Origin of the sequence: Agaribacter flavus, from assembly GCF_042646125.1 — a bacterium.
In the GTDB taxonomy this organism is placed as follows: domain Bacteria; phylum Pseudomonadota; class Gammaproteobacteria; order Enterobacterales; family Alteromonadaceae; genus Glaciecola; species Glaciecola flavus.
In genome coordinates this window covers 205453-221285 of the sequence record NZ_JBHRSW010000006.1, presented here as the reverse complement: position 1 = coordinate 221285, position 15833 = coordinate 205453, and the positions used below count along the sequence as shown (strand labels likewise).

Annotated in this window: 14 protein-coding genes; 5 read left to right on the top strand and 9 right to left on the bottom strand. The window is 43.0% G+C overall.

What is annotated here, in order from left to right; translation table 11 throughout:
• Positions 1-15 precede the first annotated feature (15 nt).
• Positions 16-1392, bottom strand: coding sequence for a sensor histidine kinase (locus tag ACFOHL_RS05265; RefSeq protein ID WP_376919155.1), 1377 nt, complete (start codon positions 1390-1392; stop codon positions 16-18).
• Entirely contained in the window at positions 1393-2076 is a 684-nt protein-coding gene (locus ACFOHL_RS05260) for a response regulator transcription factor (protein ID WP_376919154.1), read from the bottom strand.
• A gap of 220 nt (positions 2077-2296) precedes the next feature.
• Here ACFOHL_RS05260 and ACFOHL_RS05255 point away from each other — a divergent pair, with 220 nt between their 5' ends.
• On the top strand, positions 2297-3094 hold the full coding sequence (locus tag ACFOHL_RS05255; RefSeq protein ID WP_376919153.1) for a GGDEF domain-containing protein: 798 nt from the start codon (positions 2297-2299) through the stop codon (positions 3092-3094).
• 18 nt (positions 3095-3112) lie between these two features.
• On the opposite strand, the gene ACFOHL_RS05250 is transcribed toward ACFOHL_RS05255, so the two are convergent.
• The 4 genes from ACFOHL_RS05250 to cobB all read right to left on the bottom strand — a co-directional run bounded on the left by ACFOHL_RS05250 (position 3113) and on the right by cobB (position 6856).
• Positions 3113-3730, bottom strand: a complete 618-nt coding sequence (locus ACFOHL_RS05250; RefSeq protein ID WP_376919152.1) for a DUF952 domain-containing protein — start codon at positions 3728-3730, stop codon at positions 3113-3115.
• A complete protein-coding gene (locus ACFOHL_RS05245; RefSeq protein WP_376919151.1) occupies positions 3720-4808 on the bottom strand; it encodes a ferritin-like domain-containing protein in 1089 nt (362 codons plus the stop codon). The genes ACFOHL_RS05250 and ACFOHL_RS05245 overlap by 11 nt, the downstream gene beginning before the upstream one ends.
• Positions 4808-5878, bottom strand: a complete 1071-nt coding sequence (locus tag ACFOHL_RS05240; protein WP_376919150.1) for a GMC oxidoreductase — start codon at positions 5876-5878, stop codon at positions 4808-4810. The genes ACFOHL_RS05245 and ACFOHL_RS05240 overlap by 1 nt, the downstream gene beginning before the upstream one ends.
• 216 nt (positions 5879-6094) lie before the next feature.
• Entirely contained in the window at positions 6095-6856 is a 762-nt protein-coding gene (gene cobB / locus ACFOHL_RS05235; RefSeq protein WP_376919149.1) for a Sir2 family NAD+-dependent deacetylase, read from the bottom strand.
• Positions 6857-7196: 340 nt separating this feature from the next.
• Here cobB and thrA point away from each other — a divergent pair, with 340 nt between their 5' ends.
• The 4 genes from thrA to ung are packed head-to-tail and all read left to right on the top strand — an operon-like array spanning position 7197 to position 12580.
• On the top strand, positions 7197-9662 hold the full coding sequence (gene thrA, locus ACFOHL_RS05230) for a bifunctional aspartate kinase/homoserine dehydrogenase I (protein ID WP_376919148.1): 2466 nt from the start codon (positions 7197-7199) through the stop codon (positions 9660-9662).
• Complete coding sequence (gene thrB / locus ACFOHL_RS05225) at positions 9663-10613, top strand: homoserine kinase (RefSeq protein ID WP_376919147.1); 951 nt, start codon at positions 9663-9665, stop codon at positions 10611-10613.
• An 11-nt stretch (positions 10614-10624) separates the two neighbouring features.
• The gene (gene thrC / locus ACFOHL_RS05220; RefSeq protein ID WP_376919146.1) at positions 10625-11908 is read left to right on the top strand and encodes a threonine synthase; all 1284 of its coding nucleotides are present in this window, start codon (positions 10625-10627) and stop codon (positions 11906-11908) included.
• Positions 11909-11920: 12 nt separating this feature from the next.
• Entirely contained in the window at positions 11921-12580 is a 660-nt protein-coding gene (ung, locus tag ACFOHL_RS05215) for a uracil-DNA glycosylase (RefSeq protein WP_376919145.1), read from the top strand.
• Between the two features lie 78 nt (positions 12581-12658).
• Here the strand turns inward: ung and ACFOHL_RS05210 are convergent, their stop codons facing one another.
• From ACFOHL_RS05210 to tal, 3 genes are all read right to left on the bottom strand, one after another.
• On the bottom strand, positions 12659-12835 hold the full coding sequence (locus tag ACFOHL_RS05210) for a DUF3545 family protein (RefSeq protein ID WP_376919248.1): 177 nt from the start codon (positions 12833-12835) through the stop codon (positions 12659-12661).
• A 198-nt stretch (positions 12836-13033) separates the two neighbouring features.
• On the bottom strand, positions 13034-14668 hold the full coding sequence (gene pgi / locus ACFOHL_RS05205; protein ID WP_376919144.1) for a glucose-6-phosphate isomerase: 1635 nt from the start codon (positions 14666-14668) through the stop codon (positions 13034-13036).
• A 35-nt stretch (positions 14669-14703) separates the two neighbouring features.
• Positions 14704-15657 (bottom strand): transaldolase, encoded by a 954-nt coding sequence (gene tal, locus ACFOHL_RS05200; RefSeq protein ID WP_376919143.1) that lies wholly within the window; start codon positions 15655-15657, stop codon positions 14704-14706.
• Between the last annotated feature and the right edge of the window lie 176 nt (positions 15658-15833).

The window sequence follows — 15833 nt, the reverse complement described above, 5'->3', positions numbered from 1 at the left end:
ACCGAACTCTTTCGCTTATTTGCAAGGTATTGTGATTTTGCAGCATAACCCTGTGTCGGCTATGGTCGAATTTGAGAACGACATTTCACCTAAGTGCAGGGCAACAACGGCTGATACTAAAGATAGTCCTAGTCCATTTCCTCTAGCTGTGCGACTTTTATCTGCGCGATAAAAGCGTTGTGTTAGTTTTGATAGGGCTGCGTCGTCGACACCAATGCCTGAATCACATACCGAAAAAAAGACATTGTTGCCTTGCTGGCTCAGCACTAATTTTATGCTGCCTTTTGCAGGCGTAAATTTACTGGCATTATCGATTAAATTGGTAAATACTTGAAATATTAAGCTTTTATCACATATTGCATATAAGTCATTGCCAATATCTGTAGACAATTCAATGTGTTTTTCTTCGAGAATCGGCTGGTAAAGGTCGATGGCATCCTCGAGAACCAAGCTAAGGTTGCTTTGCTCGAAGCCCTCTCGTTTGGCATTTGTTTCGATGTACGTGATGCGTAGTAAGGAATTGAATATGGCTAAGATGTTGTCACATTCTGCAATAAGATTGTGTTTGAGTTCATCCTCTTTAAGCTGTTCGAGGTGAGTTTTTAAACGGGTGAGTGGTGTGCGCAAATCGTGGGCAATGTTATCCGAAACTGAGCGAATACCGTTGACAGATTGCTCGAGCTTGTCGAGCATCAAGTTGAGAGATACAGTTAGCTTACTCAAATCATCCCAATCACTTTCTACATACAGGCGTTCACTTAAATTGCCGGAGGAAATGATTTCGTCTGCTGTGTCAGAGATTTTATTTATGCGACTCACAACGTAATAAGCTACAGCAAGACTCAGTATTGATATGATACAAACGATAATAATCATTACCCAAGAGGATGTTTGCGCCAGCCACACGGCAAATTCATAGTTTTGTACACTTCTGGCAATGAGTAAGTTATCTTGATTGGAAAAAGCCACAATCATCGCTATGGCTGTTTGTGCATCTGAGGGCGTGTCGTGCTCGTTCGATGTCCGCGTGCTGACTTCAATCTCTAATAAGCCATTGCGAATTAGCTTAACATCAGATTCTGGCCAGTCCTTCAAATTGCCTGCAATAAACTCATCATCAGCATTTTTTAAGTAGTACAAAAAATCATTGTTTCTGTTTTTTAGACGGTTCTCTAACGCCGCAATGACTGCGCTTTGCCCTGCGGATTCGTATAGACTTCTAAATCCGCCAATATCTGCCAAAATAGCCGCTTCTGTCTCACGAATGAGTAAGTCGTCATTGGACACTGATAAGACATAGGTGTTGAAGGCAACGCCTACAAACAGCAAAAATGTGAAAATAAAACTGACTAGAAAACTAGAGCTTTTCGAATAGGCTTTAATCGCGCGCATTTATTCGCAGTTTGCTGTAAAGCGATAGCCGGCACCGCGAATAGTAGAAATCATATTAAACGAAAACCCTTTGTCGATTTTGTTTCTTAAGCGGCTGATGTGAACATCAATAACATTGGTTTGCGGGTCAAAATTATACTCCCACACTTTTTCGAGTAGCATAGCCCGTGTTATGACCTTGTCTTGATTTAGCATGAGGTACTCGAGCAACTTAAATTCTTTGGATTGAAGTTCTATTTCGACGCCGTTTCTAATTGCGGTACGTTCAATTAAGTCCAAGGATAGCTCACCTGCGACTATTTCCGTGTTGCTGGCTACGTCTATTGAAGAGCGGCTGGCCATGACTTCTACTCTGGCAAGTAGTTCTTCAAAGGCGAAGGGTTTAGTGAGGTAGTCGTCAGCACCGGCGCGTAAACCTGATACGCGATCTTCGACGGTATTTTTAGCACTCAAAAAAAGCACGGGGCTAGATATATTGCTTCGTTTTAGTTCTTCAAGTACCGTCATACCATCCATTTTGGGTAGCATACGATCAAGAATAATCACATCAAAGCTGGCGTTAAGGGCTTCGCGCAGTCCGCTCTCGCCATCGCTTTTGTGTTCGCAAGTATGTCCTGCGTTATTGATGCCTTTAATAATAAAGTCGGCCACTGTGGGCTCGTCTTCAATGAGTAAAATGTTCATGCTATTACCATAGCCAATTTAAGTCGTAATGTCAGGAATAAGATACTGCTTTTATTCAAAAAAAGAACACTTTTGTTGTTCACATTTAACTTGATACAACTTGCTTGCACTGACATACTGAACGCCATTTAGAGTGGAGTAAGTCTATAATTCTAGCCCACTCCCTCAAGTATGGATGCTTGCTTTTTGGTTTTTAACCGCCCCAATAGAGATAGTAGTAATGGCAAATCGGTCCAAACAAGAGCACACTGAAAACTTAGCATCACTGTTTTACGCCATTCTTGACGCCACCCCTGATCTTGTTTTTGCGAAGAATAAAAATTTTGAATACATTGCTCACAACAAAGCATTCGCAAGCCTTGTTGGTTGTCCAAAACAAGATCTCACTGGCAAGTTAGACGAAGAAATATTTTCCAACGAAGCGTCCGTCAAAAAAATCAGAGCGCTGGACAAACATATTTTTGAAACCGCCGAGACGGTTTGCAATTTAGAAACGACGGTAACGCCAGAAGGAAAAATAGCAAAGGTCGATACCTTAACCGCCATTGCCAATCGCAGAAAATGTGATCAATACTTACTATCCCAGTGGAATTCAGCGCAACGCAATCAGTCCAATATTCTGATTGCTATGGTCGATGTTGATCAGTTCAAATTATACAATGACGAGTATGGACACGACCAAGGTGACAATGCCTTGTCATTGGTGGCCAAAGCTTTATCTGATCAACTCCATCGCTCAAGGGACTTTGTGGCGCGTTATGGCGGTGAGGAATTTATGATTGTGCTCACAGATACAACTAAATCTGGTGCACAAACGGTCATAGACAACTGTTGCAAGGCCGTGCGTGAGCTTGAAATCGAACATCGCTCTAGTCATCACGGTGTAGTGACGATTAGTGTGGGAGCGGTCGGTTGTAAACCAAGCGTCGCGCTGCCAAAACAAGCAATAAAGCAAGCGGATGACCTGCTCTATCAAGCGAAAGAAGCAGGCCGGGACCAAGTCTGTTGGGGAGCCTAAGCTAGCGTCAACAGAATTCTATATTTTTATATCGAATTCACCATGGGCGTTGAGCGCAATAGGCTGAACGCTTTTAATTGCGCTTGTATTTAAGGGGCCGTAAATGTGTGGGTATAAACCGCCAGTTGCCGGCTCCCACAAAACCGACGGCTCTATTTTCTCTAACTCCAAGGTAATCACCAGCGGTTTTGCCGTTTCTTTGTAATATTTATTGGCTACCCGATTCAACTGGCTTTTCGGGCTGGCGTGGATAAATCCTTCACTAGACAAGCTATCTCTGACAAGTTCGCCCGTTTTGCATGTGTTTTCATATTCTGATTGTGACGACAATAGATAAATATAGGGGCTTAATACACCGTCGTACATGCGTACAAACACCTTGCTTATCGTCTTTTGTTCTTCACCAGAATAAATATAGTCCACTCTGAATGTACCTGTTAGATTAGCATTCTCTCGGGTTTGCGACATGATGCTGATCTCGGCAAGTACCTGCCAATCTGAATTGCACAGCCAAACAGGGATATCGTCGAAAAATACCCGACTCCCTGCTTTATTGAAATCGTATATCTTCCCTACCGTCAAATCTCCGTAGTTGTCACTGCGCAGTATGGAATTAAACTCTACTCTAAATCCCATTTTTTGTTTCCTTAATTTCTAGTGGTTGTACCCATTCAAATGACGGCGCGCCCGTTTCACTGAGAGGATCATTTGGATCGATCTTAATTTTCGCCATCGTTCGAGCAATAGGACTTAAATCATGCATCCCGTTCATGATGGCATTGTATAGCACATGCGGGTTTCCAGCATAGGCATCTTCAATTTGTTTCAGCATGAGTGTGTAAGTCATATTGAATTTGTGATTAAGTTGCGCGAGCTCTTCATTGTCTGCAAAGTCGCTTTGTTTACAGTTTGTTTTCAGTGGGTACACTTCGCCGTAGCTAACCGCAAATTTTTTTCCTGACGGTGGTTTAAGGGGATCGTCATTTTCTTCGTATTCCCGTTCGTAATAAATCTCATTAAACTTGAAAAAGTGCGCGAGTTCTCTCGTTTGCCCAAATTCAACATTATCATTGTCGTAAAGGCTGATATGTGTGCCTTCTCCCTGTTCAATGATTTCCTTAAGTGCTGCGCGTGCCGTATCCATATCCACTACGGCTATGGGTTTTCCACCACCCCGCCAAAAATAAGTCTCGGTAATTTGCTTACTCGCATCGGCGATGAACAGTGCTTCTTTGCTAGAAATACAGCTATCGTGCAAAGTGTGGAGATCGTCCAATATGCTGTTGTAAAACTCACCGATACTGTAACCACTCACGCTAACGTTTTCTTTTTCGTGCAAAGACTCGTCTAAAGGTGGCATGTAATCAGGCAGCTCTATTCGCCTGAATGTATTGACCGACTGACGGGAAAACCTTGCCAAGTCAATGTTAAATTCGCGCCCCTTAAAGCCTAATACGCAGGGGTATTGGGGAATTGTCTTGGCAGAAAAGCTTACCGTTCCTCCAATGGAAACCAGTACATTTGCGGCTAAACAAAGATGCAGCATTTCTTCCATAAACACACTACGGATTGCTTCTGTCGCCTTAATATTCGTATTGGGGCATATGGAAAAATAGGCTGTCAAATATGGCGGTAAGGTACTTAACTCCAAGGTGATTGCGGTTTGCAATTTTTCTTGAATAGCCTGCCTCAGTGCTTGTGTATTCTGGCTCACTAGTTTACTTCCTTATTATCAGCTTGTTGGCACTCGTTCTGTGGTGAATTGAGCACATTGTTGTTTAGATAGTCCCCCAACCGCAGCGCAAGGCTAGATAATGTGAGTGTTGGGTTTACTGCGCCCAAACTGGAAAACGAACTATTCGAACATACAAAGAGATTGTTGACGCCAAATACTTGTAAGTTTTTATCGACCACGCCAAGCTCGGGAGAACTTGCCATTCTGGTTGTGCATGCTGCATGGTCCGCTCGCCACGAAATCGTTTTTAATCGCGTGTGTTGTGCACCCATTGCGGTAAATATTTTTTCAATGTCTAGCTGTATCTGTTGAATGCGAGGATCGAAGTCTGGCCCTTGGTCAAATTCAATGGCAGTCTCTTGAAGTCCAATGTGATTGCGTTTACTAATATTGTATAAACGGTTGTCTCGTTGGCTAAATATCTCAACTAAGACATGCAGTTGTAGCTTGGTTTTACCGGTGAGCTCATCTCTTATTACCGCCAGTGGCTTACCGTTTTGCATTTCCTGAGCGAGTTTTACGCCTATACTGGACGGTGGATTGACAATAATGTATTTACCATTTGTTTGCTCTTCAGGGCTGTCAAAGTGGCGCGATACCATAGTGGGGAAATCCATTTCTGGCATCAAACCTAAAGGGTTTTCTGGTAATTCAGCTTCAAACATTAAATAGGGATGAGTGATTAAATTTCTGCCCACAAGGTCATGATTGTTGCCAATACCATTTGGCCAGTTTTCGTTCTGCGAGCGCAATAGGATTTTTGACGACTCTATGGCACCGGCAGCCAAGATTACTTGCTTGGCATACAGCTCTTTTACGCTGTGCAGATCAAGGTTTTTGTCAATGTAATTAACTCCTTTAACCGTGTCTTTGTCAGACATGATGAGAGATTCTACAGCGGCATTACTGATAATTTGCAAGTTGGGATAGTCATAAAATGTTTGTAAATCGTCCAAATAGTTTGCCGCAGCATAGCGCGCGCCAAATGGACAATACTTACAAGTGCCGGTAGTTTGGCAAGGCGGATGGTTACTTTCAGAGCCAGACAAACCATGCCGAGCGAATTACGAGCAGCTGAGACTTCACGCCAGATGCAGGCATATGCAACTCCCAATATTCGAAAATTTGAGCAAATAGTTGCCACATTTGGTCAAATGTAGCGAAATCAATTTGCAGACTGTCTTCTAAATAAGGATAAGGCGTTTCGATATTGTAAGTTTCAGTGTAGTTGAGATTACTCGCCGTGCTAGCTTGTTTTATAGATCTTATTGGCTGTTTTGGAGCAGGCTTTGCACGCGCTCTACAAATTCAACCACTAACTTTGAAGCTGGGCCATAATGTGCCTCTGCAAACGCTGTGTTTATATCACTCGGGTCTAAATTGAGTTCAATAGAATGTGCGCCGCATTGGTTCGCAAAATTGACGAAGCCTGCTGCTGGATAAACATTACCGGAGGTGCCAATTGATACGAATATGTCGCAATCATAAAGGTGGGATTCGATGTCATCCATATGGTAGGGCATCTCACCAAACCAAACGATGTCTGGTCGTAAAGCTTGTGCAGGAGAACAACAGGTACAACGTGACTCGCGGGTAACATCATCATGCGATATCACTGATTTATTCGTTTTCCCACACTTTGCCGACAATAACTCTCCGTGCATGTGAATAACGTTTGTTGCGCCGCCTCTTTCGTGCAGGTTATCGACGTTTTGTGTGACAATAACGCACTCATTGCCCATCAGACTTTGCAATTTCCCCAATGCATAGTGAGCGGGGTTAGGTTTGACTGTCTCGTCGAGTAGTTGGGCTCTGAGTTCGTTGTAAAAACGGTAGACTAGGTCAGGGTTACGAGCGAAGCCCTCAGGCGTCGCGACCTCTTTGATGGCGTGATTTTCCCATAAACCATTGTTGTCGCGAAAGGTCTTGAGTCCCGATTCTGCAGAAATTCCGGCACCGGTTAGCACGACTATTTTACATGTACTATTTTTGCTAATTTTAGAGAGTAGTATTTTGTCTGTAAGCATTGTGTGTTAACTCTTGTTTTTGCTAATTGTGCTAATGGTCATCCTAACTATGCTTATCCTTAGGGTCAAAACAAACAAAGACCAAAGGTCAACAGACCCTAACAGGCTCTAAGATATATCTTATCTTTATTGGATATCTAGTTGACATTTAGACGTCTATACGGCAAATTGTCGCCATGAAAACAATTCTAATGACTAACGACATGATTATTATTACCACCTCTCCAGAGGGCGGTCGTTAGCCAGTGCCTGTTTCTAGTTAACGAAAGCCCGCATAATAAGCGGGTTTTTTTGTATCTAGCGCGGTCTTATTTAGTCGATATTAGCAAGGAGTTTTTGGATGAAAGTGTTAAAGTTTGGTGGTTCGTCGTTAGCAGATGCACAACGTTACATGCGTGTATACGACATTAGCCAACAAACACACCAAGCAGAGGGGGCGGCAGTGGTTTTGTCAGCACCAAAAGGCGTCACAAATGCCTTGTCTTTGTTGTGTGAGCAAGCAGAAGGTAAAGTTGATTTTGGAGAACTGTTTGCCAAATTAAAAATGACACTCACAAGCATCGCTGCTGAACTTAATGACACTCTACCTGACTTTCAACTTGCCCCTCTCGCTGAATATATAGACGCAAAGCTATCGACTTTAGAGAAACAACTTGCTGGTATTCAGTTGCTAGGAACATGTCCTGCTCAAGTGACAGCTACAATTTTGAGTTTGGGTGAGTATGTCAGTGTCAATATATTCAGTGCGATATTGTCAGCAAAAGGCATTCAAAACCGCATTATCGACCCTGTTGATTTTGTCGTTGCAGACGGTGACTACCTTGATAGTTTAGCTTTACTGGATGAGAGTAGGGCGCGCTTCAGTGACGTCAACACGGATGGATCTGAGTTATTGATTATGCCTGGCTTTGTTGCTGCAAATGAAGCGGGTGAGAAAGTCACACTAGGGCGTAACGGATCTGATTATTCCGCGGCTATTTTGGCTGCTTGCATTAATGCCAGTTGTTGCGAAATATGGACTGATGTCGATGGTGTGTATAACGCCGATCCAAACCAAGTAGATGGCGCAGTATTGCTAGACAAATTGACGTATCAAGAAGCAATGGAGCTGTCTTATTTTGGTGCTAAAGTACTTCACCCTAAAACCATCGGACCGATTGCTCAATACGGTATTCCTTGTTTAATTCGCAACACACTTAATCCTGCCGCGCCGGGTACACTCATCAGCAATGAAGCAAGTACTCGTTGGACAAGCGTTAAGGGAATATCTCATTTAGAAGATATTGTTATGTTTAACGTCTCGGGTCCTGGAATGAAAGGCATGGTGGGCATGGCGAGTCGCATATTCGATGTTATTTCAAAAGGCAGTATCTCAATCTCGCTGATTACACAGAGCTCGTCCGAATACAGTATTAGCTTTTGTATCCCTAACAAGGATGCAGACAAAGCGCTTGATTTACTTGAAGAAAGCTTTGCTTTAGAACTAAGCAACCATTTGTTAGAGCCTATAGAAGTCCGAAAGGATTTGGCTATCGTCACACTGGTGGGAGATGGTATGAGAGATTCAAAAGGAATGGCGGCTAAGTTTTTTGACGCCCTAGCGCAAGCCCGCGTGAACAATGTTGCTATTGCTCAAGGGTCGTCAGAGCGCTCTATCTCTACGGTGATTGAAAACAGTAAAGCCAAAAAAGCCGTAAAAGTCATTCACCAAAACTTTTTCTCAAACATGCAACCTATTGATGTGTTTTTTATTGGCTGTGGCACAGTTGGAGAAGAACTACTACGCCAAATTAGCGAGCAACAAACAACCCTGCAAGAGAAAGATATTAAACTCACTGTTTACGGCATAGCAAATAGCAAAGCCAATTTGCTAGTGCCTGAAGGCATCGATGTATCGAACGATTGGAAATCTTTACTTACTGCTGAAAAAGACGCATTTTCACTGGCGCGTTTGGTTGAGTTTGTACGTGCAAACAGCCTAACCAATCCTGTTATTATCGATTGTACCAGTAACCAACAAATCGCTGATCAGTATTGTGATATGTTGGCAGCGGGTTTTCATGTAGTTACGCCTAATAAAAAAGCGAATACCGCCTCTATCGAATACTACAACAAGTTACAGGATACCGCTCAACAGGCTAGAAGACAGTACTTATACGAAACGACGGTCGGCGCAGGTCTTCCAGTCATTGATAATCTACAAAAATTAGTGATTGCCGGTGATCAACTGGAAACCTTTGAAGGCATACTTTCTGGCTCTCTTTCTTTCGTCTTTGGAAAACTCGATGAAGGTTTAAGCTTGTCAGAGGCAACACGCATTGCCAAAGAAAACGGTTTCACTGAGCCAGATCCGCGTGACGACTTGAGTGGGATGGATGTGGCTCGCAAACTATTGATCATGGCTCGTGAGTCTGGCCTTTCTCTTGAATTGGACGATATATGCATTGAGTCAGTGTTACCTGAAAGTTTTGATGCTAGCGGTGATATTGACACGTTTATGGCTAGACTACCGCAGCTAGATGCGCAAATCGCAGAGTTAGCTCAACAAGCAAAAAGCGAAGGTAAAGTACTGCGCTACGTAGGTTCAATAAATAAAGGCGAATGTAAAGTCAGTGTGCAGGCAGTCTCGAACTCACATCCTTTGGCAGCGGTTAAGGACGGTGAAAATGCCCTTGCTATAAACTCAAAGTATTATTCACCTATCCCGTTTGTTATTCGAGGCTACGGCGCTGGCGCAACGGTGACCGCCGCAGGTGTCTTTGCCGACCTATTACGTACCTTACCTAATGCAGCGGAGTACAGATAAATGGTCACAACCAAAGCCTATGCTCCCGCATCTATTGGTAACGTTAGTCTTGGTTTTGACATATTGGGTGCAGCCTTGGCGCCTGTTGATGGGCAAAATTTAGGTGATTGGGTCGCGGTCAGTGATGCTGAGCAATTTTCTTTAACTGTTGATGGACGTTTTGCCGATAGACTACCACCAGGCACTGAAAACAATATCGTAACCAAGTGCTATGACTTTTTTCAAGATGCCCTTGCTACAAAGGGTGTAGCCAAGTTAAAAGTAAGTATGCACTTGCATAAAGCTTTGCCGATTGGCAGTGGTTTGGGATCAAGTGCGAGCTCTATTGTGGCGGCGTTTTACGCTTTGAATGCGCATGCAAACCGGCCTTTTGATAAAGATACCTTGTTGTTAATGATGGGCGAGCTAGAAGGACAAATTAGCGGCAGTGTGCACTACGATAATGTGGCACCCAGTTACCTTGGAGGTATGACTTTAATGACTGGGCAGGATGCGCCCGTTGCTTTGTGTTTACCCTCGTTTGAAGAGTGGTATTGGGTAGCATGTTATTCTGGCTTATCGGTGTCAACGGCCGCAGCACGGCGCATATTGCCGAAAGAGTTTGATATGCAGACTTGTTTAACCTTTGGTCGTCAAATTGGCGTGTTTATTGATGCTTTGTATCGAGGTGATAAAAAATTGGCGTCATCGGTCATGACGGATGTCATTGCGGAGCAGCACAGAAAGTCTTTGTTACCTCATTTTGATGAGGCGAGATCATACGCTAAGGCTCAAGGTGCTTTGGCTTTTGGTATTTCTGGCTCTGGGCCAACAGTGTTTGCTGTTGCGGATAGCTTGTCGACGGCGCAAGCGGTGCAGACATGGTTGAACGAACATTACATACAAAACGAAGATGGCTTTAGCCATATTTGTAAAATTGATACAGCGGGTACCCGTGTGGTATCCGAATAAAGGAAAAATCAGTGGAATTAGTTAATCTAAAAGATGCAAGTGACACCGTTTCATTTGCGCAAGCGGTTAAAAAAGGTTTAGGTAAACATCAAGGTTTGTATTTTCCTAACGACATTAAACCGATGGAAAATATTAATGAGCTATTGGCTCTTCCTTTGGCAGAGCGTAGCACAAAGATTCTTCAACACTTAGTGGGTGATGAATTAGGTGACGAGTTAGTTGAAACCCTAATAAATAGCGCATTTACTTTTCCTGCGCCGCTAGCCAAGGTTAAGAAAGATATATATTGTTTAGAATTGTTTCATGGCCCAACGCTTGCTTTCAAAGACTTTGGCGGTCGTTTCATGGCGCAATGCTTATCGAGTATAAGTGACGGTGCGCCAGTGACGATACTTACCGCTACGTCTGGCGACACGGGGGCGGCGGTTGCTCATGCCTTCCATGGTATTGAAAACATCAATGTTGTCATTCTCTTTCCAAAAGGCAAGATCAGTCCACTACAAGAAAAACTATTTACCACGCTAGGTGACAATATTCATACTGTCGCGGTAGATGCCGATTTTGATGCTTGTCAACAGTTGGTAAAAACGGCGTTTGATGATCCTGAAGTACGCGAGGGCTTGCACTTAAACTCGGCGAATTCAATTAACATTAGTCGCCTTTTAGCACAGGTATGTTACTACTTTGAAGCTGTCGCTCAGTTGCCTGAAGAATCGCGTGACAAAGCGGTATTTTCTGTACCAAGCGGTAACTTTGGAAATTTGACTGCGGGTATTATTGCAAAAACATTGGGTTTGCCCATAAAACGTTTTATTGCAGGTACTAATAGCAACGATACCGTGCCTAGGTATCTGTCTACAGGAGAGTGGGCACCCAAGCCAACGGTGGCGACGATGTCTAATGCAATGGATGTATCGCAGCCCAACAACTGGCCTCGGATTGAAGCCTTAGTAGAGCAAGGTTATTTTGATAAAGCATTGCTGCTTGGCGAAGCAGTGGATGAAGAGTATACGCAAGTGGCAATGCGTCAGCTTCTGCAAGAAGGGTATACTTCTGAGCCTCATGCAGCCATCGCATACCGCTGTTTGACAAAACAGTTACAAGAAGACGAAGTAGGTGTATTTTTGGGTACTGCGCACCCAGCGAAATTTAAAGAAGTGGTTGAAAATGTGCTTGGACAGCCCTTGAGCTTGCCTAAAGCATTGGTGGATGCCAGCGGGAAAGCATCATTAGAAGTCGAGCTTCCTAATGACTACGAGGCCTTAAAACAGCACATGTTCGCCTTGTTGAAATAGGTCGTCTTTTTTATGACGTGGCAAGACATAATCGGCGAAGAAAAGCACAAACCTTACTTCGCCGAGTTAATGCAATTTGTCGCCGAGGAAAGGGCGTCGGGAAAGGTGATTTATCCACCTAAGGAAGATGTATTCAATGCTTTTAAGTACACTGATGTTGATAAGTTAAAAGTCGTGATTCTTGGGCAAGATCCTTATCACGGCCCTAATCAAGCTCACGGCTTGTGCTTCTCTGTTTTAAAAGGCAATAAAATACCGCCTTCGCTTCGCAATATTTATCAAGAACTCGCACGCGATATCAGTGGTTTTCAAATTCCATCTCACGGTGAGCTGACTGAATGGGCGAGGCAAGGGGTATTGATGATAAATACCGTGATGACGGTCAGGCAAGGAGAAGCTAACTCACACAAAGGTAAAGGTTGGGAAACATTCACTGACGCACTTATTCGCCAAATAAGCACAAAACTTTCGGGACTTGTTTTTTTACTCTGGGGATCACCAGCACAGAAAAAAGCTTCATTTATTGATACCGATAAGCATCATATTCTTAAAGCTGTTCATCCTTCACCGCTATCGGCGCACAGAGGATTTTTTGGTTGTCAGCACTTTTCTAAAACAAACAAGATTTTAACTGAATCAGGACGTGAAGCAATTAATTGGCAAATCTCTTAATTGCTTACACGATCTTCATTGGGAGCTTTTTGGCTCATCAACAGCACACATCAGCTAAATATTACTTGGTATAAAAGGCTACCGAGCAAGTTGTTCTAATTCAATTTCTAATGCTACGTCCATATCAGATAATTCGCGTTGCAGTCGATACTTTTCTTTTATTGCTTCTATCTCACGCCATTTGCGCTTTTTACTTTTAGTTTTACAAGGGCGAGTTTCATTGTCGATCATTGAAAGAATATCTACTGATTCCATTGGCAGGCTCCTATCAGCTACTTCATGCTCTGATGGCTTTTCCATCAATCTTGCCATCAAATATCGTTATAACATAACAAGGTTAAAAATAAAATATAAAAGTTAAGGTAATGTTAAATTTATATTTAATTTTTATTAAAGAGAAGGAGTGCCTGAGTGTCAATTGGGTGTAACGCTCAGGCAAAAAAGCAAGAAAGCCTATGAAGTGAAACGTTTGATCAGTTGTTGAGTTGAACTATCTGCAGATGATAAATCCGATTTACCATCTATCATGTCCAAGACTTGGTTCCCCAGCACTTTTCCAAGCTCAACTCCCCATTGGTCAAATGAATTCAACCCCCAGATGCAACCTTGCACCAACACTTTATGCTCATACAGAGCAATAAGCGCACCAAGTGTCTTGGGATCGAGTTGTTCAAAAACTAAAGTATTGCTTGGGTTATTACCAGGCATTGTTTTGTGGTTAGCAAGTACTTGCTTTTCTTTTTCCGACAGCTCGGTATCAGCTAAATCAGCCAAGCATTCATCAAAGGTTTTGCCCTGCATTAGTGCTTGAGCCTGTCCAAAACAATTCGATGCGAGCATATTATGGTGCGTTTCATTCTGGTTTGGCACCTTAACAGGGAACATAAAATCTACCGGTATGGGTAAATTAGACTGGTGAATAAGTTGGTAAAACGAGTGCTGGCCGTTAGTCCCTTCGCTACCCCAAATGATAGGACCACAGCCATAGTCTACAGTTAAACCATTTAATGTAGTGGATTTACCATTGCTCTCCATATCCAACTGCTGAACATAAGCAGGAAAGCCACGCAAATAATGATAATACGGCAGCAATGCGTGTGACTGTGCACCGAGAAAATTACGGTACCAAATACCAAGCATGGCTAAAATCACCGGCATGTTTTCTTCAAAAGGTGCGTTTTGGAAGTGAACATCCATATCATACGCGCCTTGCAAAATAGACCTAAAGTGCGCAAAGCCAAGCGAGAGACATATAGGCAAGCCTATCGCAGACCAAAGTGAGTAACGCCCCCCCACCCAATCGGCCATAGGAAAGACATTTTCTTCTGCCATACCAAATGCGACAGCTGCTTTTACGTTAGATGATACGGCGACAAAGTGTTTTGCAATATCAGTTTGCTGCGTACCTTTTGACAGAAACCAGTCTTTAGCACTCAAGGTGTTTTGTAGGGTTTCTTGCGTACTAAATGACTTTGAAGACATGACAAAGAGCGTGGTTTCGACATCGACGCTTTGCAGTACATCATGAATATGACAACCATCGACGTTAGCCACGAAAATAACCTTTATCCCTGTTTTTTGATAAGGCTTGAGTGATTCGGTGACGATTTTAGGCCCTAAAAACGAGCCGCCAATGCCTATGCTTACCACTGTATCGATAGCTTTGCCAGTAAAACCAGTATGTTCACCTGAATGAATAGCTTGGGTAAACGCTTCCATCTTTTGCAATGTAGCTTTTACTTCTGGCACCACGTCCTTGCCATCCACAAGCACAGGCTTGTTACTGAAGTTTCTGAGTGCTGTGTGCAACACTGCTCGATTCTCAGTCGTGTTGATTGCCTGACCACTGAACATATCGTTTATTTTTTGCTTAACATTGCGCTGTTCTGCTAGTGCAAACAATTGCGTCATCACTTCGTCGTTTACTCTATTTTTTGAGTAATCCAGAAATATACCGCTGGACTCAAGAGAATAACGCTCGGCACGAGTGTCATCTTGCTCAAACATGTCTCGCATGTGTTTGCGCTTAACAAGCGGGGCGAGTGCTTCTAACTCTCCCCACGCAGAAGCATTTTTTAGTTTTTCCATGATTTAACTCGCTCTTTTGCGTTATTACGGTTTGTTTAAAACAATGCTTTCAATTGCGCTTCTAGTTTTACTTGATCTGCCGCAAAATTACGAATGCCTTCTGATAGCTTCTCAGTTGCCATTGGATCTTGGTTCATATCCCATCTAAATTCAGCTTCAGTTAAGCTAGCCTCTGCGGTTTTCGTTTTGCCACTGTCTACTAATACAGGGCTAAGTTCGCCGTCAGTTGTTTCTAATTGCTCTAAAAGTTGTGGGCTTATTGTCAAACGGTCACAGCCTGCAAGTGCGACGATTTCGCCAGTATTACGGAAGCTTGCGCCCATCACTATCGTTTTGTAACCGTGAGACTTATAGTACTGGTAAATCTTACTGACTGATTGAACACCCGGATCCTTGCTTCCTTCAAAGTCAGTCTCATCTGTATTAGCCTTGTACCAATCTAGAATTCGGCCAACGAAAGGCGAAATCAAAAATACGCCGGCTTCGGCGCATGCTCTAGCTTGGGCAAAATTGAACAACAAGGTTAGGTTACATTCGATGCCTTCTTTTTCTAGAATTTCAGCCGCCTTAATGCCTTCCCACGTTGAAGCGATTTTTATCAAAATACGTGCTTTATCTACACCGAGCTCTTCGTACATTGCGATGAGTTTACGCGCTTTTTCTACGGTAGCTTCTGTGCTAAATGACAGACGCGCATCCACTTCAGTGGAGACTTTTCCAGGTACTTCGTTGACAATTTCTTTGCCAATAAGTACGGCAAGCTTGTCGCCCGCTTCTATTACTTGCTGCTCTGTATCGTCTGTTTGAGACTTCGCATAAGACACCGCTTCTTCGAGTAAAGACTTATATTGAGGCAAGCTTGCTGCCTTCAATAATAGTGAAGGGTTGGTGGTTGCATCTACAGGCTTGTACTTTTTGATTGCGTCTATATCGCCAGTGTCGGCAACAACAGTAGTGAGGGCGCGTAATGAAGCTAACTGATTTGACATGTTCTTCCCATTAATAAAGGTTTGTAGAGCTTTACGCTCAAATTAATATCATACACAATTATATTATATGATCATGATTATTACATTAATGTATAGCTGATTGTTCAATTCGACAAATGTACTTTTTAATAGCACATCACGGTGAGACTATACATAGAAGTAAGCCCTCTTTTATC